Source organism: Chitinophaga eiseniae (genome assembly GCF_012641265.1).
In the GTDB taxonomy this organism is placed as follows: domain Bacteria; phylum Bacteroidota; class Bacteroidia; order Chitinophagales; family Chitinophagaceae; genus Chitinophaga; species Chitinophaga eiseniae_A.
On record NZ_JABAHZ010000014.1, the window covers coordinates 64,670 to 89,088 of the forward strand.

Below are 24,419 nucleotides of genomic sequence, written 5' to 3' on the forward strand. Positions count from 1 at the left end.
ATTATAATATCATTGCCTCAGTTCATATTAAATGATTTCCGGAATTCCAGCGGCGTAAAGGAAGTCTTGCTTTTGAACAGTTTGCTAAATGATTGCGTATGCTCAAAGCCCAAATTATAAGCTATCTCGCTGACGCTAAGGTCAGTGATAGACAATTGCTCTTTGGCTAAATCTATCAGTTTATCATGGATAAACTGCTGCGCTGTTTGTCCTGTCAGGGTTTTGAGCATTGTGCTTAAATATTTCGGCGACAGGTGTAACTTTTCCGCGAAATACTGTACCGTAGGCAGGCCCTTTGTGGTGGCGATGTCATCATTGAAGTAAGCTGCAAATAATGATTCCAGTTGTTCCAGCATCTGGTGGCCGGCTCGCTTCCGGGTAATAAACTGGCGATTGTAATACCGCTCGGAGTATTTAAGCAATGTTTCGATCTGGGAAATAATAATTCCCTGGCTGAATTTGTCGATATTAGTATGATACTCCCGCCTGATGTTGCTGATGATATCCATCATGGTATCATCTTCCTTTTTGGATACAAACAACGCCTCATGGATGGTATAGCTGAAATACTCATACTGCTTTATTTCTTTAGCCAAAGACGTGTTCCAAAGAAAATCCGGGTGGATGAGCAACATCCATCCGGATCTGCCGGATAGTGAGCCCGTGGTTGGTTCTATGCGGAAAACCTGTCCCGGAGCGATAAAGAACATAACGCCTTCGTCAAAATCATAGGTTTGTTGGCCGTACTTTACTTTGCCGCCGATATTTTTTTTAAGTGATATTAAATAGAAGTCAAGCGTCCAGCTGCAGTCGAAGTATTCCGGTTGCAACTGTACATCCTCATAGTCTACCACACTGATTAAGGGATGTGCCGGCGGCGGGAGGTTCCGGGTTTGATGAAACTCCTTAATGGTCCTTAATTTTTGAATTTTTTCCATGCGCTCCAATTTTCGGTAGGGTTATTAAGTAAATGAATCCTACGCATCTTGCGGTATCTTTTATCCGAAGTTAAAAAAATACTTTCAATAGCACGGTTATCTGGCTACCGCCATTCCTTCGTTTGGCGTGCCGGCTCTCTGGCCGCTGGCGCGCCAAACGAAGGAAATCTTCTTTGTAAGGTGGCTTTATTGCCGGTTATAGGCCGCTGCAAAGTCCTTGACGAAGTCTTTCAGTTTCACCTGGCCTAACAGCGGTTTATGCTGATTATAATCCTCGTAAAGGTTGCCGTTACCCTGGCTTTCCTGTAGTTCAACGAAGCCCTTAGCTACCTGCTCATTAAAGCCAATGCCTAGCCAGCCATCCAGCAGCTGTTGGCTTGGAATAACGCGCCATTGTAAGTCGGGTTTGCCGATGGCTTCGCCCAATGCCCTGGCAATTTCATTGGGTGACACTTCATCACTGGCCACGTAGCGTATTGTTTTGCCCTCAAATGGCTTGTCCACCTCCTCAGCAATGACAGCAGCAATATCTTTCGGGGAAACCCATGGTTCTTTAACATCGCCGCCGTAGTTGGAAATGATGGCACCCTGGGACTTGATCGTGTGAATGAGTGAAAACAGGTTGATATAGAAGCTGACGGGGCGAATAAATTTGATAGCTACTTCGGCCGGCAGTTGCCGGAGTATGGTTTCTACCTCGTGGTGGAAACGGATAATGCCTGTGCCCTTATCCGTATGTGCACCGATACTGCTGAGATGTATTACCTTTTTTACGCCGGAGCGTTCTACGGCTTCTTTATAATTTTGACCGATTTTGGCAATGCCGCTGATAAAGTCGACCGATGTATCGAACATATCGCCTACCGCTTCCATTGTTTCCATCAGGTAAACAATATCGGCGCCTTTGAAGGTTTCCGCCAGGAAATCCACCTCCTGCAATCTGCCTATGGCTGCTTTTGCGCCAAGGAGCTCAATATCTTTCTGACGGGTTGCATTACTGCTGATAACAGTAACAGTATGGCCGTTATTAACCAACGTTGCTGTCAGTGGCTTTCCAATGTTTCCAAGCGAGCCTGTGAGTACAATATTCATTGTCGTGTTTTTTTGTTGACTCAAAAGTCCGAACAATGAATAAGACAGATGTAGCCAAAAGTCGCAACGTTGTAGCCAAAAGGATAATTCGGTTTTGTATTATTAATCTTAAATAAATAAGCTGAAAAAGGGTGAGCGAAGGTCCGTCTTCGCTCACCCTTTTAAATTAAAAGAATCATTATATTATTTTATCAGCCACATCTTTCCATTGATGTCGTCAGTACCGCTGTACTGGCTGGTAATGGCGGATTGATAATTAGCATTGTTATAGGTAATTTCATCCTGCGGATATTGCCAGCGCATCGGTATCATGTTGTTGGCAGTACCGATACCAGCGCCACCCTGGCTAAAAGTTGGTATGCCGGTTCTGCGCCAGTTGTAGTATGCTTCAAAACCGGAGTTCATGAAGAAAGCCACGTATTTCTGTGTCAGGATCTGGGTAAGGCCCTGAGCCGGATTATAAGCAACGTTAGGGTTAGCCAGGAAACTGGCGATATCGATCGTTGCAGTACCCTGGCTGGGTTTAGTGCCATCTACATTGCCTATCGTAACGGTTTGTCCCTGTGATAAGCCATACCACTTCATAGAAGCGTTGATGCCATTTAAATACCAGGCAGCAGGATCTGCTGTGATCCAGCCGCGGTAGGCCGCTTCGGCAATGTTGAAGCACAACTCCGGATAACCTACCAGTACATAAGGTTCGGCATTTGCGCCGGTGGCAGATGACATATAACGGTTATAGCTCAGCGAAGAATATTTCCCATCAGCAGAAAAGCTGGACATCAACCCCTGTGATTTACTATTATCTTCTCCTACATAGGCGGTGAAATCGCTCACCTGTTTACCTGCTGTCAGTTGTGCAGCAGCCGGAATGGCAAGTACAAACACACGCGGATCGTGATAGGTAGCTGTAACGTTGAAGAAAGTCTGGCTGATGTTTGCACAGTTGTTGTAAGGCGCGTTACCAGAGCGGTTAGGAGGATACAGTGTTACCGTAGTATACCGGTATACCATATTGTCGTCTGTAGAAGTCATTATGGGGTAGTTCACCGGATCGCCAATGATAGTGGCAAATTGTGACTTAATATTCAGGTCTGCGTTATCATCGGCGCGTTTGCTGAGACTGATCAACACACGCAGGCGGTAAGTATTGATCACTTTGCGCCATTGCAGGTAAGTTAGACCGAAGATATCACCGTTAGCGTCTACTTTGCTGGCAGCAACACCCGGAGTGGTCATCAGCGTACCCATCATAGTGTTGGCAGCGTCCAATAATGCCAGGCTATTTTTGTATACGTCGTGCTGTTTGTCGTAGACAGGCGTTAGATTATTGATATCGCCGGCTTGCGACATGGGGATGTCGCCTACACGTTGCGACATCCAGATAAAGGCATAGGCTCTGAAGAACTTACTGAGCGCGAAATATACGTTGGTAGTGTTACCATACTGCGTTTTTGCCTGTGATTCCAGCTGGTTGCAGTAACGGATCATATCATACGTATTGTTGGTATTGGACCAGTTATATGCATTACTGCCGAAGTAGTAGGAATAGTTGGAAACGAGATCCTGGTTATACCGGTATACCGTGGAGATCACCGGTTCTTCTTCTCTCGTGAGGTTGCTGGTAAGATGGTTGAGCAGCAGGGATACCGGTACCGTAGCGTTTTCTGCGGCTACGTTGGGATTGGAGAGCAGGTCTCCTTTTTGGCAACCACTGATTGCGGTTACGGTTACCAGCACTGCAATTTTGATATATTTGAAAGATTTCTTCATACAGAGGATTTTAAAAATTAGAAACTGAGATTGACGTTAAAACCAAACCTTCTGGCTGTTATGCTCTGGAGTACACCGCCGTTGTTGAGGGAACGGTCGGAGTCATTATAGCCGGAGGCAAACTGGTCGAGGTCAATATCCTTACGCTTAGCCCAGTATAACAGGTTACGACCCACCAATGAGAAGGTAGCAGATTTGATAAAATGGTTGTTGTTTAACAGTCTGGCAGGGAGGCTATAGCCGAGGCTTACTTCCCGGAGCTTCGCAAAAGAGCGGTCCATCATCCAGTATTCAGTTACGCCGCCAATACCGGAAGAAATGAAGTTTTGCACGGTAGTAGCCACATTGTTTGGGTCAATTTTGAGGTCTTTGAAGTTAGTGATCTGACCGTTTTCATATACTGGCGTACCGGAGGTGATCATTGAGCCCTGGGCAGTATAATGCCCCTGGGGAGCGGTAGTACCGTTAACGGTGGATTGCCAGTCGGCCAGGCGCGCTGTACCAAAATCGCCGCTGGCGCTGGCCAGGGCGGTACCGCCGTTCATTCCATCTTTATATACTTCGTTGTAAATTTTACCGCCTATACGACCATCGATCTGGAAGCTGAGCACGAAATTCTTATAAGTAAAGCGGTTGCTGAAACCAAAAGTGAAGTCTGGATTAGCATGGCCCAGGAATATGTTATTGCTGATACCGGAGGGCGCGCGCAGCGGCAAACCACCACTGTATATAATATTACCAACCTGGTCGCGTACAAAGCCGGTACCATAGATAGCATCAATTCTTTCGCCTTTTCTATAGCCGTGGCCGTTAAGTGTAATCACCTGCTCGTCGCCATAGATGTTGTCCAATGTTTCCTTGTAAGTAGCATAGTTGGCAGCGATATCCCAGGACAGACCTTTGGGGTTTTTCAGCGGGGTAGCTGTCAGTGTAATCTCATAACCTTTTTTCCGGGTGGTGATGGCATTTACGTTATGAGAATTATAGCCAGTGGAAGGAGCTATTGTCAACGGGAATATCTGTGGACCATTCAAACTGGTGAAGTAAGTAAAGTCGGCTCCCAACCTGTTATGAAACAATTTCAGGTCAACACCGGCTTCATAAGAAGATACGCTGAAAGGTTTCAGTGTCGGGTTGCTGACTACATTAGAGAAATCAACAGATGGTTGGTTGTTATAATACGTGTTGTAGCTATAAGCCATCTGGTTATTATAAGTAGGACCATCATATGAAGTATACAAATCTGTACCATAGCCCAGGAAGCCGTTGGTGCTTTTGCCGGTTACCTGTGTAAAGGCAGAAGGTACGGTGGGGGAGGTCAGCGCTCCTTTCACGTTGGCATACGAACCACGTACCTTCAGCAAAGAAATGAAGGTGGGCAGGTTGGCATAATCACTGATGACAGAGCTAAGGGAAACCGATGGATAGTAGAAAGTATTATAGCCATCAGCCAGGGTAGATATATGGTCTACACGGCCGGTGTGCGATAAGGTCAGGTATTTGTCGTAAGTAAGGTCAATAGAGTAGAAGCCGCTGTATACCTGCATTTTAGATCCCCAGGTATAAGGTGCGAATTGCTCTTTTGAGTTAGCGAGCGAATATACGTTTGGAATAGCCAGTGCTTTGGTGGTTCCCCAGAGGGAGTTGTAGTTGAAAGAGCGCATGCTGGCGCCAGCCAGGCCGGAGATATTGAACCTGCTTACTTTTTTATTGTAGTTCAGGGTGAGGTCGGTGTTATTTTCGAAGAGGTTCCTGCGGTCTTCACGATAGTCGCCATACCAGCCAAAGTAATACCAGGGCGTATAGGTATTCAGGTTCGTACCGGCGGGCACCTGTTCTGTCCTGAGCTGGTTCCAGGTAGTGATCTGGGTGCGTAGGTTCAGGTCCAGTGCGTCGTTGAATTTGTAGCTGGCTTTGATATAGCCGTTTATATCTGTTTTATCGTGAGAGCGCAGCCATTTTTTAGCGATAAACCAGGCGCTGTTCTCACGGCCGTATTCCTGTGCGTAAGGGATCAGGTTAGGTACACCCTGTGGACCTTTATAAATGTCTTTCAGGTCGTTCACATCGTAGTCGGAAGAACCATATACCTGGAACATGTAGATGTAAGAGTTCGGTCCATAGCTTACATCCGGCATATTGGGGGAGTATTGTTTGTTGATATTGGCGCTGGCTTCTATTTTGAATTTATCCGTAATCTTATAACCTGCACTCAGCGACATGGCATAGGTATGTAACTTGGTATTGGGCCCCATGCCTTTCTGGTTCATGTTAGACAGGGAGATCCTGATATCAGAACGGTCGTTGGCGGTAGACAGGGATATGTTGTTGGTATTGATGACGCCCGTTTCCATGAAATTTTTGAAGTTGTCTTTACCGCGGGCAGTCCAGGGAGTGGCGGTCCTGGTGTGTGTTACCGGGTCCCAGGGGCTGTCGTATTGCTTTATCTTCTGACCTTCAAAGCGGGGCCCCCATTCCGGCAAACGCTGGTTGTTGTCATACAGCTGATCGCCATAGGAATATTTAAAGTTGGTACCGCGGCCATATTCTTCCTGTACCTGTGGTAAAGCGAGGAAGCCTTTTTCAAACATGGTGCTGCTATTTACATCCACTTGCCATCCTTTGGCGTCTTTGGTACCTCTTTTGGTGGTGATAACGATGGCGCCGTTGATACCCCTGAAGCCATACAGCGCAGCGGCATTCGCACCCTTGAGCACGGAGTAGGATTCGATATCATCGGGATTAATGTTCCAGGTATCAGAGTTGATGGGTACGCCATCTACTACGAAGAGAAGGTCCTTGCTGCCACGTAATACGATTTCCGGGCGACCCAGCATTTCGGGGTTGGCGCCCACCGTAAGGCCGGCCACTTTACCGGAGAGGGAGTTGATAGGGTTGGCATCGCGTGCTTTTACCAGGTCGGCGCCTTTTACCTCCTGTACAGAATACCCCAGTCTTTTAGCTTCTTTGCGTATTCCCAATGCCGTTACTACTACTTCGTCCAGGCGTTTATGATCTTCCTGCAGGGTAATAGTGAAATTGTTGCCGGAAGTAGTATTGGTTTCCTGTGATACATAGCCCACATACGAGAAAATAAGTACGGCGCCTGGACCGCTGGCTTTAAAGGTGAAGGTGCCATTGGAGTCTGTGAAGGTTCCACCGGTTTTTCCTTTTTCCCGTACACTGGCGCCCGGGATACCGGCGCCGTCTGCCGCTGTTACTTTCCCTTTAATAATTCTTTCCTGTGCAAAGGCATTGCTCACAATGAGTAAAAGGGCCAATGAGAGGGAGAGACATGTGCTGCGTAGCGTAAATAATCTCATTTTAATTTTGGTTTGGTAATAGTGAAATAGGTATTACCGCAAAAATCAAAATGCTGTTAAACTAATACGACTACGCCCAATGGGAAGGTCAAAAAATGTATAAGCCAGCGGGTGAATACATGTATATTAGCCACCATGGCTTGTTTGTGTGATGTTACGTAATTCTTACTGAATTGTTAACGGAATGTTTTGTTGTATTTGTTTCCGGTAAATAGAAGGCGTAACCCCTGTTATCTTTTTAAAATAATTATTAAAGGAAGATTTGGAATTGAACCCACAGTCATATGCCAGCGACAGGAGGTTGATATCCAGCGCCGGATCTTTTAATTTATTCATGGCTTCTTCGATCCGGTATTCATTAATAAAGGAGTAGAAGTTTTTATGAAGGCGTTCATTTAGTAACTGGGTGACATGGTGTTTGGGTATCCTTGCTTGTTCCGACAGTTCTTCCAGTGATAGTTCCGGCTCCAGGTATATCCTGCTTTGTTGCATAAAGCCCCGGATACTGTGTTCATAAGTATCGAGCATCTCATCGTCCAGGCCGGATTTTTTATATTGTCTCACTGGTTGACTTTCCGCACTGGTTATCGTTTCCGGCGGCGCTGCGATGGTGATGGTGGTAGTGGTGGTAGCTTCCATCTTGTACCGGAGTATCATTACTACCAGTAACGTAAAACAGATATACGGCAGTATCCACAGGTTTAGATCCCAGTGGCCTGTTTGAATGGTATATATGGTCATGCAGGCTAGTCCGAGTAGTATGCCGGTGAGGATGGTCCGTATGATAGCGGCTAATAGTTTGTGTTTAGGGTTGGCAGCATCTGCTTTTGCCCGCTGCAGCAGGCGCCATGCCAGCAAGGGATATATAATGAGTGAGGCAGATACGCCTATTTGAAAGATCATTGAATAGGTACTGATAAACTGCCTGGAAATAACTCCTTCCTCATATCCGGTACTATTAGCCAGGAATATTAATGGCGAAATGAAGAGGGGCGACATATGCCACAAAATTTTACGGTTACTTACCGGCTTTTTGAGGTAAAAGAGCGTAGTAAGATATAACAGCGGTCCATAGGAAGAGCTGAAGCCCGTAGCATTATTATTATAGAGAAAGGCGCTTTTCCATACAACGAGTAATGATAACTTGATACCCAGGTGAACAAACAATATGATCAGGAAGGCATTGAGGGCTTTTTCGAAATTGTCTTTTGGTCGAAAGAGGTTAAACAGATAAATAGCGACACAGGTCTGCAAGTTAACGCAGGACAGAAGTATAATGCTCATCATATCCGGAAAATTATGATACTAATTTATGTGATCAATGTTACCAGAACCTTAACTAAAATTAAGCGGGGCAACATGATTTTCATTGTTTATTTCAGTGCTCTTATTTGCAGGCGCGAATATAATTGTTTTGTTAGTTCATCAACAAATTTTGTAAGAGGCCCGGCTATTTATTTGCAAAAATCGATGGATAGATGGTGGTTGTTTTTGTCATAAAGTCAACCTGGTTGTTTTCGCTTCTTTGACTGTTGTTTATATGTGCTGACAGCCGCCAGACACGATTTGCAGCAAGGTTTAACGGGATCGTTTGTTTAATAATTATTTAACCCGGAGCCCTTGGATGTTAAGTTAAAATTATCGTATGATTAAGTTTTAAATTTAGGGCCCAAACTACAGATTATACTCAGAATTGGCGGATTGTTTTGTTATAAAAAAACATGATCAGCCACTCTTATCGCTATCTGCTATCTATCCTGCTTTTTCTTCCCCATTTTTTATTTGCACAACAAGCTGTGATCAGGGGAACGATCACGGATGCAAAGAGCAATCGCCCGCTGCAGGGAGCATATGTTCACCTCGATGGCGCTCATTTACGTATGACTACCGACGCTACCGGTAACTATGAATTTGCCGGTGTAAAGCCCGGGGAGTACAAACTAAAAGTGAGCTTTATCGGCTATCAAAAGTTTGAACAGAAGGTAGCGCTTGCCGGAGTGCAGGTATTAAATGTACCACTGACGCCGGGCATTGCAGCCTTACACGGTGTAAGTGTATTCGGAAAGATCAATGGTGAAACAGATGCGGCTTCCAGGTCGTCAGAAAAAACGGCCAACAATATTACCAACGTCATTGGTGCGCACGCCATGGAACGATCGCCGGATATTAATGCGGCGAATGTACTGCAACGTGTTTCCGGTGTAACCATTCAGCGCAACAGCGGCGCCGACCAGGCTTATGCTATTGTGCGCGGCCTGGAACCCCGCTACAACACCACCCTTATCAACGGCATCAAAATTTCCAGTCCGGATGAAAAGTCAAGATATGTTTCGCTGGATGTAGTTCCCTCCGATCTGTTGCAACGCATCGAGGTGAGTAAGTCGCTGCTACCCGAGATGGAAGGGGATGCCATCGGTGGTACCGTGAACCTTATTTTTAAAGATGCGCCGGATGCGCCGCTGTTTAAAGCCATGGCTGCTATGGGGTACAGCAATATCTTTTTTAACAGGAAGTATCATTACTTTTCATCAGCCGACTTACAGCATAAAAGTGTGTTTGATAAATATGGCCCTTCTTATGTGGCCAAACCAGGCGATTTTAGCCGCTCCAATCTCGATTTCAAGGAAAAGACGGCGCCACCTAATACAATGGCAGGGATCACGTTCGGACGCCGTTTTATGAAACGTAAACTGGGAATACTCATTGCCGATAATTTTCAGCAGCAATATTATGGCACCAATTCGGAGTTTAATATTGTGGCGCCGGACAATCAAAACCATTTTAAACCAGGGATCACGGATGTGGCTAATCGCACTTATTCCACGCTGCAGCTCAACAATGGCTTAACCGCGCACGTTGATTATAACATCAATGACCGCAATAAGCTGTCCCTCAATAATGTATTCCTGTACAGTAAATTGGTACAGTCCCGTTTAAGTATTGATACGTCTATCACGGGAGGAAACGGCGGCCGTGTAGGACCGGGTACAGGATCCATCTTCAACGATAACCGATCGCTTACGAACAATCAATACCTGGAGAATTTAAAATTGGAAGGAAAACATATCCTCACCAAACATCTGCTGTTTGACTGGGCCGGCGTGTACTCCAGCGCGGTAAAACGTTCTCCCGACAGGGCTGATATATCTATCGACCATAAAGTGAATGCGGATTTTACCAGCACGCCTTATTATTTTGATGGCATCAGCAGGATCTGGCAACACAATTCAGACAAGAACAACCAGGTACAGGGTAATCTTACTTATAAAGAGGATATGGGGCAAAGCCTGCTGGAGCTGAAGGTCGGCGGCCTATACCGTCATAAGATCCGCGACAATGCCCAGGATCAGTACCAGCTGCGGCCTTTGCTGGGCGCTGGCAACACCAAGCAACCTTTTACCGATATCTACAGCGCACAATGGGAAGTATACAATCCAAAGGGAACGGCAGACTATGATGTGAATGCCTATCATGCCTTTGAAAATATCAGCGCCGGGTATGGACAGGCTAAATTATCTTTCCAACGGGTAGAGGTAATGGGCGGTTTACGCATGGAGGCCACGTCGCAGGGTTTTGACTATGCAAACTACATCGCTACACTGGCTAATAATGTACGGATTAAATATCGCGACCTGTTGCCCAGCGCAATGGTTAAATTTAAACTGAGCAACACGACTAATCTGAGGGCATCTTACTATAAATCTATTTCCCGTCCTAATTACTTTGAGCTGGTACCTTATACCATCCTGGGAACAGATTTTAACCAGATGGGTAACCCTAACCTGAAACATACCGTAGCCAATAACTATGATGTGCGTTATGAATGGTATCCGAAGGATGACGAGCAATTGTTTATCGGTGGTTTTTATAAAGACCTGACCAACCCGATCGAAAATGTATTGCAGTCGCTGTCCGGCGGTGACCTGGTATACCAGCCACAAAACGCCGCCGCCAGGGCAAAGATAGGAGGAGCAGAGCTGGCATTTACCCGCTTCTGGGGAAATATAGGCGTAACCGGTAACTACACGTATATCTATTCCGATGTGTACGCTCCTAAAATTGATCCGCTGGCGCCTACAGTAGATAAACGGGTGGTATACCAGCACCGGCCGTTGCAGGGGCAGGCGAATAATGTACTGAACCTCTCGCTCGAATACCGGAATACGGTGAAACATTTGTTTGCGCAACTGGCCTATCAGTATGTAGGTAAAACGTTATCGGATCTCTATTTCAATACCGATTATGATTACTATCAGCAGCCGCAGTCTTTCCTGTCGCTTTCCGCCGATAAAACCTTTAACCGGCATTTTACATTGTTCGCTAAACTTAATAACCTGTTAAACACGCCAACGGTTATACGAATTAATGGTATCACCGTTGGTAAGGACATCTATAACGCCAACTTCAACATAGGACTCCGCTATTCACATTAATATTCAAACACCAGATTATGAAAAGCATTACACAATTTAGTATATATATGGGGATAGCACTGGCAACAGTGCTTTCTGCCTGTTCAAAATCAGAAGAAGTGACTTTCATTCCGCCGGATATTCCCACTTCCAATCCTATTACTTCGGATACTATTCCTGCTTTTGCAAAAGGTACCCTGCTGGCTAATCATACCTATACGATCCTGCAGGACGTTACCGTAAAAGCTGGTGATACATTATTCGCGCAGCCGGGAGTAGTGGTGAAGGTGATGAATAATGCCCAGGTGATTGTGGAAGGCGTATTAAAGCTGGAAGGTACCAAATCGGCGCCGGTGAGCTTTGATTCCGATACCCACCAACCTGGGAGCTGGGGAGGCTTTCACTGTAATTCGGCCCAGGCAGTCACCATCCTGTGGACGCATGTGGATAATACCGGGGGACCTGACCCTACCGGTAGTGCCAGGCCATCCCTTACCATTAAAGCACCGATAGTGGTAGATATTGAAGATTCCTGGTTTTCCAATGGACAAGACGACCTGATGGCCATTTCCGGAGGAGCAAAAATCACTATCCTGAGAAATACCATTACTTCTTCTGGTAAAGCCGATGGAGAAGGGATAAACCTGAAAGGCGCGGTAACCGGGGATGTTGCTTATAACGTGATCTATAGCCAGGCCGGTAGTGGTGTAAAGCTGGAAACCAGCAAATCGGCCCCGTTGCCGCAAACAGAAGTGAATGTGTATAACAATACGTTGCTGTCTAACGGCTGGCGCAGGGGCGCTGCAGAACCTGGCAGGGGGGTGTCGGTAGGACTCAACGCCATTGGTCATATTTACAACAACATCATTGTAAACTGTTACCAGGGCATTGAAATTTTTACAGATGCAGATGCAACTAAAACCACCTACGACAACAACCTGTTTTATGCCACGTCGGATACCTATACCGATAATACCGTTACGCCAGCAGTGTCGATCGTACTGAAGGATAATTTTTATCCATCAGATGGTGTTGGTAAACGTCAGCCTAACGACCTGGTATCTACCGGGGTGGGAAATATGGATCCTAAGTTTAAGCAGTTTACCGGTGTGTTTGCAGCGCCGAATGGGGCGCCGCTGGCAGCGGATTTGTCTTTGCAACAGGGTTCGCCTGCCTTGGGGCATGGAAATTCAAAGTACAATGTGGATATGGGGGCTTATACTTCTGATGGGAAAGGAAACCAGCATACGAATAACTAAGAGATCACATCGGCCTTGATGGTACAGAGGCTGTCTCCTATGTTTGTAAAAAAACTAGGAGATAGCCTCATTTTATTTATAGGCTTTCACCGTTCACCGGATCACCACTACAGCGGCACTTCCCCGGGGTACGTTCACAATGAAGTTGCCATTTGAGGAACTGTATGTTACGGGGCTTGCAGGAGTGAATTTACCATTCGCATCGGGTTGACTACCCGCAAAGGTTACGCCGTCGGTTGATGTGATGCCGGGCGCAGTGAGTATAAACACTTGTGCTGTAGTGGCTTTTATACCGGGTGTAATGGTGAAGGAAATATCCTGGTTATCTTCCTTATTGACTAACGTAACATACTCCACACTGGCATCTTTACAAGCATACACGCTGGCATTGAGTTGCCCTGTGTTTACATCGGCGGGGACCAGGTTACCATGTGCCGCCTGGTGGAAAGCCAGCATGGCATAATATTCTGGGCGTGCTACAGGCATACCATTCACCATAGCGATGGGCGTATACGCGCCGCCGGTGCCGCCATGGAAGTTGATGCCCTGGCTGTTATATTTTGCTACGGTCCACATATAATCCAGTGCCCATAGTGCTGAAGCAAAAATATCACTCACACCTTTTCTCCCACCGGAGTAAATGCTGTTACATTCGGAAATACGGTATGGCAGTGAATAAGGCTGCGCGCTATTTTTCAGCGCGGTGAGGTACACAGGCAGCTTAGTGTCTGGCGCCAGTATGGTATGATAGGTAATGTTACTGTCGGATCCGGGACCAGTAACATAGTAGTGGCCATCCAGCAGGCGGATGTTTTGATGCTCGGCTATAGCAAAACTGTTGATCCAGGCCGTTTTATAGGCCACGTCCGGTCCTGCGAAAGGGGCTGCCGGCAGGGTATTGCGGACTGCCTGGAAGTATTGACCCCATTCCTGTTGGTAGTTGGTATACTGATAAGTGGCATCGCGGTGGCCATTCCTGCTGAAGAGGTCTGTTTCATTGCCGGTTTGAAACGCCATCAGGTTAGCACCCAGCGCATGACTTACATAACTTGCTTCCGCTGCAGCTTTCCCGGGATCATACAAACCCAGGTTAAGGCCAAAGAGTACCGGCCAGCCGGTGGCCTTGGCAAAGGCGGCAAAGCGGTCTATATCTGTAGTGGTAAGGGAATCCTTACCGGTGGCGGCGGTGCGCGCGGCGTTAGTCCACGCCAGGCGGTCGCTGCTGTTGCCGCCCACCCGGAGCACGCCATCGCCCAGGTTGCGGATCAGCTGTATCAGCACGGTATTGGAAGGTGTGAGAAAACTGCTGTCTGGCAGTATGCTGGTTTCATAACTGAAGCCTAAAAACGATGTTGAAACAGGTATACCTGGTTCGTTGGGATGTATAACTACCGTTGCCGGAGTACCTTTGGGCTGCACTGGCGGCGAAGCGGATAAGGCGTCGTTGCTTTTTTTACTACAGCCGGCAGCTATTAAACTGCCCGCTACCGCCATGATAACAAACTTACCGGGTGAAAGAAACATGCTCATATTGCGATTCAATTTGCTTGATAATAAAGACGATGTGGGCGCCGGGAGGTTTAATGCCATACAAAGTATCCCCTGTGAGAGACAATATTACCCCTTTGGCATATAACCATCTCTAAGGATGAAAGAAATGCAAGTATGCAAAAAAAGCACCGGTTATTGTCAAATTAGTGGAGGTCTTGAGCCACATAATTTCCCTAGATTTAGCCTGTCGCAATATCTATGATCAATCATCAACGAGATGGAATGTGCCAATGACTATAATGAGCCAGCACTACTCACCATGGTTGCCCTGGGCAACGAATTGGCATTCCTGAAATTATTCAATCACAATAAGGGTAAGGTTTATACAATTTTATTAGCCATCACCCGCTCTCCCGTGCATGCAGAAGAATTGCTGCAGGATGTTTTCGTTATTATATGGAAAAGACGGGAGCGTCTGGAACAGGTATCCTGTTTTCAGTCCTACCTGTTTATTATTACCCGTAACAAAGCCTATAAGGCCCTCCGTCAGATAGCGCAGGAGCGGCTTTCCATCGGCGCCGCTGGTTTGGAAGAACTGCATCATAATGAGGTGATGGAAACGATCATCGCATCGGAGCGCCGGCGCTTACTCCAGCAGGCCATCAGTACTTTGTCGCCGCAGCAACAGCAGGTATACCAGTTAGTGAAGGTGGATGGTTTGTCGAGAGAACAATCCGCTCACGTGATGCACATAAAGCCTGAAACGGTGAAGGCGCATCTTGCCAAAGCAGTGAAGCTGGTGAGGGAGTACTGCCGCGCAGGTCTCCGGTTATTCACCTTATAATTGTCTCTTCTTTTTAAATAAAATTATTTTCAGTTGCGCTAACCCGTTTTCTTTTTCCCCCTACTCTTTACTATTAATAACTGCTTTTTATCATTATGCAACAGGAGAGGCTACAATTTCTTTTTGACCGCTATGTATCGCGCGAGGCGAGCGACGCGGAGGAGCGCGAGCTGATGGAGATGGTAGTTGCCCCGGTAAATAAGGGACTGCTGATGAACATATTGCGGACTTATATGCATAAAGAGTTACCGCTCAGCATTCCGCCTGATACGACGGAAGATGCGTTGTTGGCGTTTATCCGGGAAGAGCGGAAGGATCCGCCGGGAGGAGTTTTCCGTATGCGTTGGTGGATGATCGCGGCAGCAAGTATTATTGTGTTGCTGGGAACTTTTTTCCTTTTTCAGTCCCGGCGCCCGCCTGTTACTATCGGACATAAGCTGGCCGCCGCCGACCTGCCAGCAGGACATACCGGTGCGGTGCTTACACTCGGTAATGGAAAGGTGATCCAGCTGGATGATGCCGGCAATGGGGCGTTGGCAGCACAGGGTAAGGTTACGATCAGTAAGTCGGCGGATGTGGTGAGTTATCAATCATCCGGTCGTGAAAGCGGGCCGGTAGTATACAATACATTGAGTACACCCAGAGGAAGGCATATGTCGATCATATTGGCAGATGGTACCCAGGTATGGTTGAATGCAGCCAGCAGCATACGTTTTCCATCGGCGTTTACCGGCGGTATACGTCATGTGGAGGTAACCGGAGAAGTTTATTTTGAAGTGGCGAAGGCATTTACACCCGATGGACAACGCCGGCTGCCTTTCACCGTGGCTGCACGTAATATGACCGTAGAAGTGCTGGGTACGCATTTTAACGTAAACGCCTATACGGATGAACCATGTGTTGCCACCACGCTGCTGGAAGGAGCCGTAAAAGTTAAGAAAGAAGGGCAGGAGGTAGGGCTGGTTCCGGGGCAACAGTCGATGCTGGGACAAGATGGACATCTCACCGTAAACACACATGTTAATACAGCAGAAATAATGGCCTGGAAAGAAGGATATTTCCATTTCGAAAGCACTACATTGGCATCGGCGCTTCGCCAGTTTTCGAGATGGTATGATGTAGATATTGTGGTGGAAGGAACCATGCCAGAAGACAGGATATTTGCCATTATCAAGCGTAGCAATAGTTTAGCCACGGTATTGAAGGCACTGCAAACAACCAATACTCACTTTAAAATTGATGGGGGATTAACTACCGGAACAGGAAAGAAACTGATCATCAGCATGCAGTAATCGATTATTATTTACCACGTTATTAAGCCTGAAAAAAGCCAGAAGTGGCCTTAACACTTCTGGCGGGGAATGGGCTTTTAAATACGATTGTCAACCAGATTTACAAACCCAAACATTGCAAAGTTATGCAATTAATTCCTATTTACATTTTATCGAACCAAAGGGCAGGATGGCCCACTCAAAAATTTTTGAGGATCATGAAAGTAACTGCGTTCCTAATACTATGTATAGGCTTGCAATCGGCAGTTGCGAGTACAAACGGGCAGAATGTTACCATGTCGGTAAGGAATATGCCGGCGAAGGAAGTCTTTCGTGAGATACAGCAACAGACGGGCAAAAGCCTGGTGGTAAGCGAAGAGACATTAACGAAGATCGGCAGCCTTACGCTGGATGTGAAAAATCAGCCGGTGGAGAAAGTGCTGGATCTATGTCTGAAGAAGGATCGTTTTGCCTATAACGACGTGGATGGTATCATCGCCATTTCAGTAAAAGACGCTCCGGCATTGCCTAAGGCGGCCGCTCCGGTGGTGGATACCCCGGGGATGGTGATCACGGGCCGGGTGGTGGACGTCAATGGTAACCCACTTCCGGGAGCATCGGTATCCAGGGACGGCACTCATGATGGTACCGCCACGGATGCCAGTGGCGCTTTCCGGTTGAGAATACCTTCCGGCAATGCCGTATTGCTGGTAACTTATGTGGGATATCAGCAAACCCGTGTGAATGTTACCAAGGCTGGTTTCCAGGCCATCACCCTGAAGCCCTCCGAATCAAAGGTGGATGAAGTGGTGGTAGTAGGATATGGTACCCAGAAAAAAGCAAGTCTTACTTCGGCTGTTAGTACAGTGAATGCAAAGGAAATGACGAATATTGCAACGTCCAACCTGTCAAATGTATTGGCTGGGCGGGCTTCCGGTACCTTTGTACAAACAGGCACCGGTGTGCCGGGTAAGCCGTCTATCGTGCGTATCCGCTCCTCCTCCTCCTGGAACAGTGCAGGACCGTTGATTGTTATTGATGGTATTGTGCGTGACCAGGTGGCATTCGATGCGCTGGACCCCAACCAGGTGCAAACGATCACTATCCTGAAAGATGCGGCATCAGCTGCCATCTACGGCTCCCGCTCGTCCGACGGGGTGTTGCTGGTAACTACCAAAACAGGAAAATCAGGCAAGTCTACCGTTCAGTTCAATTCCGTATTCGGTGTATATAGCAGGCCAGAAATAGATGTGAAATACCTGAGCATGGATGAGGGCATGGATATGTATAATTCTACGCATACCGGCGCAGCCGATTTTCGTTACAACCAATATGACCGCGACTGGATACACCAGCATAATCCCAAGGGGAATCTGCACTATGATGAACTTTATCAGAATCCTTTCAATCATCGGCAGTCACTGAATATATCAGGTGGTTCCGACCGGGTGACTTACTTTATCGGAGGCACTTACTATGATGAAAATGGATTCCTGCCACAATTGTCTTACCGGAAATATAACCTGCGTAGCAATGTACAGGTGGCCGTTACCAAAGACCTTTCTATCGGATTGAACCTGAGCTATAATAATGGACAGCGGCATAGTATACCAGGTCAGACCGATGATTTATCCGGTTTGTATGAAAAGTTGAAATACATCATGCCACCTACCACTTATGCATATATCGATGGTAAACCGATGTCTCCCAACTGGGTGACTAACCCGGTGGAATTCATCAAGAATGGGGGGTATCAACGTACCACCAAACAATATATGGACGGTATTATTAACCTGGAATATAAGGTGCCCTTCATAAAGGGGCTTTCATTAAAAGGAGTGGTGGACCTGTACAATGGGAACGATTTTTCTAAAGCATATGCTATACAACCGCTACTGTACCAGTTCAAGTTAGATCCCAAAAGTGGTATACAGCAGCTTTATACCAATGAGGTAATTGGCACCAGGGTATCCACTACGCCTGCACAACCATATGTAGGCAATGAAAATGGGAGAACTAATTCTTACCAACTGAACGGCATTGTTAATTATGAGGCAAATTTCGGTAAGCATCACCTCAATGTTACGGGCGTTTATGAACAGTCCGATGGATATTATACTTATTCCAGCATCTATAAATACAATTTCCCGGTATATACTACGGATCAATTTCCCTTTGCCAGCCGCGCTTCCGGCGATACCAAGGCAGATGGATTTGAAAATTACCTGGATGCGCGTGTCTCTTACGTGGGCAGGGTGAATTACGACTATGGGCACAAGTACCTGGTATCTGCCTCTGTACGTGCTGATGGCTCGTCCAAATTTTCGAAAGATAAACGCTGGGGATATTTCCCGGCAGCTTCTTTCGGCTGGGTATTATCTGAGGAAAATTTCATGGCCGGTTTGAAAAGAACTGGCGTGGATATGCTGAAACTACGTGCATCCTACGGATCCACCGGTAACGACAATATCCCCGCCTGGTTGTTCAAGGAGATATATAATGCGTCGTCTACGCCATTTTACCTGGGCGATCCGGCTTCCCTGAAATCTATCCTTGCCTATAACGGTATTGCACAAACGAATTATACCTGGGAAGGCGCCAAATCCTATAATGCGGGCGTAGACCTGAATTACAGGCAACATTGGAGTGCCGTATTTGACGTATGGACAAAGAACACTTTTAACATTCTTGGACAACGTATACTGGAGACTCCGGTGGAATTTGGTTCCAGCTACCCGATAGAGAACTATGGAAGGATGAGCGCCAAGGGGATGGACATCGAGTTGGGATATATCAACGGAAAAATAGGGAAAGACTTCACCTTCGACGTGAAAGCCAATTTCGGGCTGGCCACCACCAGAGTGCTGGTAAAGGATAAAGCCCTGGGTGCTACGCCGGCGGAAGATCCTGTTGGCAAGCCATTGAACTACCAGGTAGGATACCAGACTTCGGGTATCCTGCGCACCGATGCGGACGTATCCGCCCTCCCTGCCGGCTATACCATCTTTGGTGTGAAACCAGAGAAAGGAATGATGAACTTCGTTGATGTAAGCGGCCCTGGGGGAAAGCCAGATGGAATAATAGATAGCTATGACAAAGTGGTGGTAGCGAAATATTCCAATGCACCGATCCTGGGTAGCCCCAGTAACGGAGGTGCACCCCAGTCCAATAATGCTCCTATCTCTTATGGGCTTAATATCAATCTTGCATACAAAGGCTTCCGCCTGAACGTACTGTTCGCCGGCCTGGCAGGTTACAAGGTGATTTATAATGACCCATGGGGCAGGAACGGCGGTCAGATTCCATATCCTGCGTATTACGCGGATTCATATTCCGATAGTAATCCCAACGGCAAATTCCCGAAACTGTATAACTCCAGCGGGAATCAGCGCCAGGACTATTCCGTAGTATCGTCCCTGAATATATTCAACGGTGATTTCCTGCGTCTCAAGAATCTGAACCTTTCATATGATTTTGCTCAAACATTATTAAAGAGGAGTGGCCTGAGCTCTGCACAGGTATTTGCAGGGGCTACCAATCTCTTCTGCCTGAGAAAGTTCAAGTTGTATGATCCGGAGGTATATTCCTATGGCAGTTATCCGATTATGACGAATGTTACCCTGGGCTTTAACGTACAGTTCTAATGCTAAAAAGTGCAACCATGAAAAGCAATATTTTAAAATATATATTACCAGCCATATTGGTACTGGCAAGTTTTGCCAGCTGCCGGAAAATATTGGAAAGAGATCCGTTGAATGCCCTTACCAACGAGCAGGTATGGGGATCGGAGCGGGCGGCAACAGCTTACCTGGATACCGTTTACTATGACCTGATGCCTTGCTGGCCATATGGTATGGGGAATCCCGGTGGATGCTCCAGGGTATATAATAACTGGTTCTGGGACGGCTGGGTAAAAAACTGGCAATTTGTAAATTTTGGTACCGGTAATGGTACCGATGAAGCGATATCTCCGCATCGTTATTCCGATAAGGTATTGTTGGGTACCGCCACGTACGACTGGCTGGAAAACTACGATAATGCGGCTGCCGGCGTGCGCCTGAACTGGGCAGTGAATACCTTCGGCGATATCCGTACGTGTAACAACGTGCTCGCCAATATCGACAAAGCCACCTTTGCGCAGCAGTCGAAGGATCAGATAAAAGGACAGGCATTGTTCTGGCGTGCATGGGCTTATTATAAGCTCGTGAAAGATGTAGGCGGCGTGCCCCTGATCCTCACGCCACAGGCGGCAGTGAGTGATCTTTCGCAGGTGCAAATGCCACGTAACAAAACTTCCGAATGTGTAAAGCAGCTATTGAAAGACCTGGATGATGCGATTGCTGTGCTGCCAGACAGCTGGAAGGGCGCGGATATTGGACGGATCGACAAAGGAATAGCGATGGCTTTCAAGGGCAGGGTATTATTGTTTTTTGCCAGCCCGTTGTTTAATGGATTGAATGGGATAGCTACCTGGCAAATGGCCTATGATGCCAACCTGGCCGCTAAAAATTTCCTGGCAGGAGTAGGAAAAGGATTGTACCCGGTGTACGGCGATATCTGGAATACAGAGCAGAACAAGGAACAGGTAATGGTGCGGCGCTTCACTTTCCCGGATGCATTTTATGCTGCGCCCGGAAATGCGCCACTGCGTTATTCGGCAGACGATTGGGATAATGACGCGCCATCCCTGGAGCTGGTCAATGCATTCCCGATGAAGAACGGTAGCCGTTTCGTACCGTCAAATGCCAATTATCCTACCCTCTTCCAGAACAGGGACGATCGCTTCTACGCCACTATCTATTACAACGGGGCCCCGGTGCAGTTTACGCCCAAAATGGCCGCCAAGAATGAATACTATTGGACTTATCTGACCAATCCCACCTTTACGCCAGCCGGTGGCGTAACAGGTACCCTGAATTCCATTGTGACCGATGGCAACTGGATAGGTCAGGGCATGGGAGAACTGAACTGTTTTTTCCTGAAGTTGAAAGGGGTAGACAGGCATGCATCCAACGTGGAGCAGTCGGATGTAGACTGGCCGGAAATACGTTATGCTGAAGTGCTGATGAACTATGGCGAAGCAGCCAATGAGCTGGGCAAGACCAACGAGGCGTTGCAGGTCTTGTATGATATCCGGCAGCGTGCCGGTATTTCCCAGGGAACAGGCAATTACGGGATCACCGCCACCAGCACCGACGATATCCGCAAAGCTTACCAGGATGAACGTTTTGTAGAATTTGCCTTTGAAGGCAAGCGTTGGGATGACCTCCGCCGCTGGAAAAGATTTGACCTGCTGAGAGGCAAGCAGCGGCATGGCCTGGCTATCACGCTGAAGCAGGGAGAAACTGATCCAGCGCCGATGGCGGATATCAATAAAGTGTACAATAAGTTTAACTATACGGTGATCACTACCGATAAAGATAACCTGGCTATCCCGGACAAGATGTATATATACGGCTTGCCTTATAGCTTTTTATCAAGGAATCCAAAACTACAGCAGAATATGATGTGGGGCGGTACGTTTGATCCGTTTCAGTAAAAGTAGATCAATAATCGGTAGTTAATAGCATGAAAAGGGCCTCCCGTTTCCGGGGGGCCTGGCCGTTGATGGGCGATTTATAAAACAGGATTTCATTCGCAAAAAGACAGTTTTTTTTCGCAATCAGACAATCCTGCAACTAATGGTTTCTTCTATATTGTTGTTACAGATCTATCACTTATCAAGCGTCGTTATGAAAATACAAGTATCCACATTATCATTTGATTTGGCCGACCATAGTGGCCCTGTTGGGGACCTGTTCCCACAGCCTGTGCATGCAAAAGATTGGGAACCCTATATACTGAGTGAAGCGCAGGTGCGTGCATTCCAGGAAGACGGGTATATTTCCGGTATCCCCTTACTCAGCGGGGAACAGGTAGACGTGCTCAATAAAGAGTTGGAACAGTTGCAAACGCCGAATGAGCAGGAGCAGGAATTGTTTTTTCATTATGAAAGCAATGAATCTGAAGATCCTGACAAGGTGCTTTTTCATGCTATCGGGGGATGGCGGGTAACGCCAGGGTTTCACGATCTGATTTGGAGCCCTGCCTACCGGATGGCGGCGTATCAGTTGCTGGGCGTGCCTTTCCGGCTTTTTCATGATCAGTTGTTTTGCAAGCCGGCAAGACATGGCGGCGTAGTGGCCTGGCACCAGGATTTCTCCTACTGGACTTTTACCAAGCCGATGCACCACCTCACCTGTTGGATTGGACTGGATGATGCTACGACGGAGAACGGTTGCTTGTATTATGTGCCGGGTAGTCACCAATGGGGGCTGCTGCCGATCACGGGGCTGACAGGTGATATGGATGCGGTGCGGGAGATATTAACAACGGACCAGGTGCATGTTTTCGATAAAAAAGTTGCTAATGCACTACCACGGGGCTATGCCAGCTTCCATCATCCACTGATGATGCATGGTTCTTATGCCAACCATTCCGAACGCCCAAGGAGAGCTATTGTACTGAATGCCATGGCAGACGGCACCCTGGGTAATGTGAATAACTATGAGCGGCTGGATGCCTTGCATCGTTTTCCGCCCATGCCGCAGGATGTAGCACTTAACAGCAAGCATTTCCCATTGTTGTTTAACGAAAGCAGTGAGCTACAATCTTTGCTGGATGCGGTACCAAAAGTAGATGTGGCAACACTGTATCCCTGCAAATATAGTATGTAGCCGCTTCGTTGAACGGTTTCGGGAAGTTGAACGATCTTTGTGTTTGTCTATGATGTTATCAATGATTAATAATGTGAACAATAAGCAGAAAGTGGCCGTATTGCTGGATGTTTCCAGGGCTTATGACCGGGATATACTTACCGGTATTTCAGATTTTAACAAGATCCACGATAAGTTCATTTTCTTTTTCTTCTCTCCGCAATTCATACATGCCGGTCACCAGCACCACCTCATTGAGCGGGTGAAGGCTTGGAAGCCTGACGGTATCATCACGAGAGAGATAGAAGGGCTTGACAGCCTGTTCCGGTGGAAGATCCCCCTGATCATATTGCCACATACCCGTCCCTATGAAGAACAGGTGAACGTGTGGGGCGATAACTATGCGGTGGGCGATATGGCGGCCAGGTATTTCATTCCGAAGGGATACAGGAATTTTGCATTCCTGGGATTCAAGGATTTCAAATGGTCGCAGGAGCGGGAAGTGGCCTATGTAAAATGTGTAGAAAATGCTGGTTATGATGTTCATAGTTTTTATTTCGATAATACCCATTTGTTATGGGAAGACCTGCCCGGTAAGCTGGCAAAATGGTTGTCTAAACTGCCAAGGCCCTGTGCCGTTTTTTCGGTCACGGATGAGTTGAGTACCCGGTTGCTTGAAGCCGCGAAAACGTTGGGGGTGAGGGTGCCGGATGACCTTTCTATACTGGGCGCCGATAATGATGAGTTGATCTGCGAGCTGTCGAGCCCTACTTTATCCAGTATTAACCATAGCGCGCGGCAAGCCGGTACACAGGCTGCAATGGCGTTAAACCGCTGGATAGAGTATAAAGAAAGGCCCGCGGATATTATTGCAGCAAAGCCGGCGGGTATTATGGCGAGAAGTTCCACCAATGCGATGGCGGTAGATGATGAACAGGTGCGAACGGCCCTTCACTATATTTCCAATGCGGCGCCCGTGAAAGATATTACTGTGGGAGATGTAGTGCGCACCACCACGCTGTCGAGGAGAGCGCTGGAGAAAAAGTTCCAGCTGTTATTACAAAGTTCGATCCTGGAAGAGATCAAGAAAGTGCGGGTGGAGCGGATTAAGTATTTACTGGAGCATTCAACGTTTACCGTACAACAGATTGCCTGTGAGATGAACTTCAGGAACCTGGATAATATCACGCGGTATTTTCGCGAATATGCAGGGGTTACTCCCAGGATGTATAAGCAACAATGCAAGTAAAAAGAGTGTTCGCAAATTGACAGTTTTTTTTCGTAAAATGACATTCCGCAAAATGGAAGATTAGGATAACTT

14 protein-coding genes are annotated in these 24,419 nt (G+C 47.1%); 8 read left to right on the forward strand and 6 right to left on the reverse strand.

Annotated features, from left to right (window positions below; genetic code table 11):
- Positions 1-17: 17 nt before the first annotated feature.
- The 5 genes from HGH91_RS30300 to HGH91_RS30320 form a co-directional block, all read right to left on the reverse strand.
- Complete coding sequence (locus HGH91_RS30300) at positions 18-938, reverse strand: helix-turn-helix domain-containing protein (RefSeq protein ID WP_168742982.1); 921 nt, start codon at positions 936-938, stop codon at positions 18-20.
- Positions 939-1,124: 186 nt separating this feature from the next.
- On the reverse strand, positions 1,125-2,030 hold the full coding sequence (locus HGH91_RS30305; RefSeq protein WP_168742983.1) for an NAD(P)H-binding protein: 906 nt from the start codon (positions 2,028-2,030) through the stop codon (positions 1,125-1,127).
- Positions 2,031-2,213: 183 nt separating this feature from the next.
- Positions 2,214-3,803 carry a SusD/RagB family nutrient-binding outer membrane lipoprotein gene (locus tag HGH91_RS30310; RefSeq protein ID WP_168742984.1) on the reverse strand — a complete coding sequence of 530 codons (1,590 nt, stop codon included), beginning with the start codon at positions 3,801-3,803 and terminating at the stop codon, positions 2,214-2,216.
- Positions 3,804-3,820: 17 nt separating this feature from the next.
- On the reverse strand, positions 3,821-7,126 hold the full coding sequence (locus HGH91_RS30315) for a SusC/RagA family TonB-linked outer membrane protein (protein WP_168742985.1): 3,306 nt from the start codon (positions 7,124-7,126) through the stop codon (positions 3,821-3,823).
- A 165-nt stretch (positions 7,127-7,291) separates the two neighbouring features.
- Positions 7,292-8,413 carry a helix-turn-helix domain-containing protein gene (locus HGH91_RS30320; RefSeq protein WP_168742986.1) on the reverse strand — a complete coding sequence of 374 codons (1,122 nt, stop codon included), beginning with the start codon at positions 8,411-8,413 and terminating at the stop codon, positions 7,292-7,294.
- A 434-nt stretch (positions 8,414-8,847) separates the two neighbouring features.
- Between HGH91_RS30320 and HGH91_RS30325 the strand changes: the two genes are divergently transcribed.
- Together HGH91_RS30325 and HGH91_RS30330 are read left to right on the forward strand one after the other, a co-directional pair.
- Positions 8,848-11,559 carry a TonB-dependent receptor gene (locus HGH91_RS30325; protein ID WP_168742987.1) on the forward strand — a complete coding sequence of 904 codons (2,712 nt, stop codon included), beginning with the start codon at positions 8,848-8,850 and terminating at the stop codon, positions 11,557-11,559.
- A 17-nt stretch (positions 11,560-11,576) separates the two neighbouring features.
- Complete coding sequence (locus tag HGH91_RS30330) at positions 11,577-12,797, forward strand: right-handed parallel beta-helix repeat-containing protein (protein WP_168742988.1); 1,221 nt, start codon at positions 11,577-11,579, stop codon at positions 12,795-12,797.
- A gap of 93 nt (positions 12,798-12,890) precedes the next feature.
- On the opposite strand, the gene HGH91_RS30335 is transcribed toward HGH91_RS30330, so the two are convergent.
- Complete coding sequence (locus HGH91_RS30335) at positions 12,891-14,327, reverse strand: glycosyl hydrolase family 79 C-terminal domain-containing protein (RefSeq protein WP_168742989.1); 1,437 nt, start codon at positions 14,325-14,327, stop codon at positions 12,891-12,893.
- 238 nt (positions 14,328-14,565) lie between these two features.
- Between HGH91_RS30335 and HGH91_RS30340 the strand changes: the two genes are divergently transcribed.
- The 6 genes from HGH91_RS30340 to HGH91_RS30365 all read left to right on the forward strand — a co-directional run bounded on the left by HGH91_RS30340 (position 14,566) and on the right by HGH91_RS30365 (position 24,347).
- A complete protein-coding gene (locus HGH91_RS30340; RefSeq protein ID WP_168742990.1) occupies positions 14,566-15,132 on the forward strand; it encodes an RNA polymerase sigma factor in 567 nt (188 codons plus the stop codon).
- A gap of 95 nt (positions 15,133-15,227) precedes the next feature.
- Positions 15,228-16,424, forward strand: a complete 1,197-nt coding sequence (locus HGH91_RS30345; RefSeq protein ID WP_168742991.1) for a FecR family protein — start codon at positions 15,228-15,230, stop codon at positions 16,422-16,424.
- A gap of 197 nt (positions 16,425-16,621) precedes the next feature.
- The gene (locus tag HGH91_RS30350) at positions 16,622-20,047 is read left to right on the forward strand and encodes a SusC/RagA family TonB-linked outer membrane protein (RefSeq protein WP_168742992.1); all 3,426 of its coding nucleotides are present in this window, start codon (positions 16,622-16,624) and stop codon (positions 20,045-20,047) included.
- A 17-nt stretch (positions 20,048-20,064) separates the two neighbouring features.
- Positions 20,065-21,942: a RagB/SusD family nutrient uptake outer membrane protein gene (locus HGH91_RS30355; RefSeq protein ID WP_168742993.1), complete on the forward strand. Its 1,878-nt coding sequence runs from the start codon at positions 20,065-20,067 to the stop codon at positions 21,940-21,942.
- A gap of 193 nt (positions 21,943-22,135) precedes the next feature.
- Positions 22,136-23,119: a phytanoyl-CoA dioxygenase family protein gene (locus tag HGH91_RS30360; protein ID WP_168742994.1), complete on the forward strand. Its 984-nt coding sequence runs from the start codon at positions 22,136-22,138 to the stop codon at positions 23,117-23,119.
- A gap of 49 nt (positions 23,120-23,168) precedes the next feature.
- A complete protein-coding gene (locus tag HGH91_RS30365; RefSeq protein WP_211092486.1) occupies positions 23,169-24,347 on the forward strand; it encodes a XylR family transcriptional regulator in 1,179 nt (392 codons plus the stop codon).
- The last annotated feature ends 72 nt before the right edge of the window (positions 24,348-24,419 follow it).

Excerpts from the sequence above, each read along its gene's own strand:
- HGH91_RS30300 (WP_168742982.1), bottom strand. The coding sequence starts at position 938 with ATGGAAAAAATTCAAAAATTAAGGACCATTAAGGAGTTTCATCAAACC.
- HGH91_RS30305 (WP_168742983.1), bottom strand. The coding sequence starts at position 2,030 with ATGAATATTGTACTCACAGGCTCGCTTGGAAACATTGGAAAGCCACTG.
- HGH91_RS30310 (WP_168742984.1), bottom strand. The coding sequence starts at position 3,803 with ATGAAGAAATCTTTCAAATATATCAAAATTGCAGTGCTGGTAACCGTA.
- HGH91_RS30315 (WP_168742985.1), bottom strand. The coding sequence starts at position 7,126 with ATGAGATTATTTACGCTACGCAGCACATGTCTCTCCCTCTCATTGGCC.
- HGH91_RS30320 (WP_168742986.1), bottom strand. The coding sequence starts at position 8,413 with ATGATGAGCATTATACTTCTGTCCTGCGTTAACTTGCAGACCTGTGTC.
- HGH91_RS30325 (WP_168742987.1), top strand. The coding sequence starts at position 8,848 with ATGATCAGCCACTCTTATCGCTATCTGCTATCTATCCTGCTTTTTCTT.
- HGH91_RS30330 (WP_168742988.1), top strand. The coding sequence starts at position 11,577 with ATGAAAAGCATTACACAATTTAGTATATATATGGGGATAGCACTGGCA.
- HGH91_RS30335 (WP_168742989.1), bottom strand. The coding sequence starts at position 14,327 with ATGAGCATGTTTCTTTCACCCGGTAAGTTTGTTATCATGGCGGTAGCG.
- HGH91_RS30340 (WP_168742990.1), top strand. The coding sequence starts at position 14,566 with ATGGAATGTGCCAATGACTATAATGAGCCAGCACTACTCACCATGGTT.
- HGH91_RS30345 (WP_168742991.1), top strand. The coding sequence starts at position 15,228 with ATGCAACAGGAGAGGCTACAATTTCTTTTTGACCGCTATGTATCGCGC.
- HGH91_RS30350 (WP_168742992.1), top strand. The coding sequence starts at position 16,622 with ATGAAAGTAACTGCGTTCCTAATACTATGTATAGGCTTGCAATCGGCA.
- HGH91_RS30355 (WP_168742993.1), top strand. The coding sequence starts at position 20,065 with ATGAAAAGCAATATTTTAAAATATATATTACCAGCCATATTGGTACTG.
- HGH91_RS30360 (WP_168742994.1), top strand. The coding sequence starts at position 22,136 with ATGAAAATACAAGTATCCACATTATCATTTGATTTGGCCGACCATAGT.
- HGH91_RS30365 (WP_211092486.1), top strand. The coding sequence starts at position 23,169 with ATGATGTTATCAATGATTAATAATGTGAACAATAAGCAGAAAGTGGCC.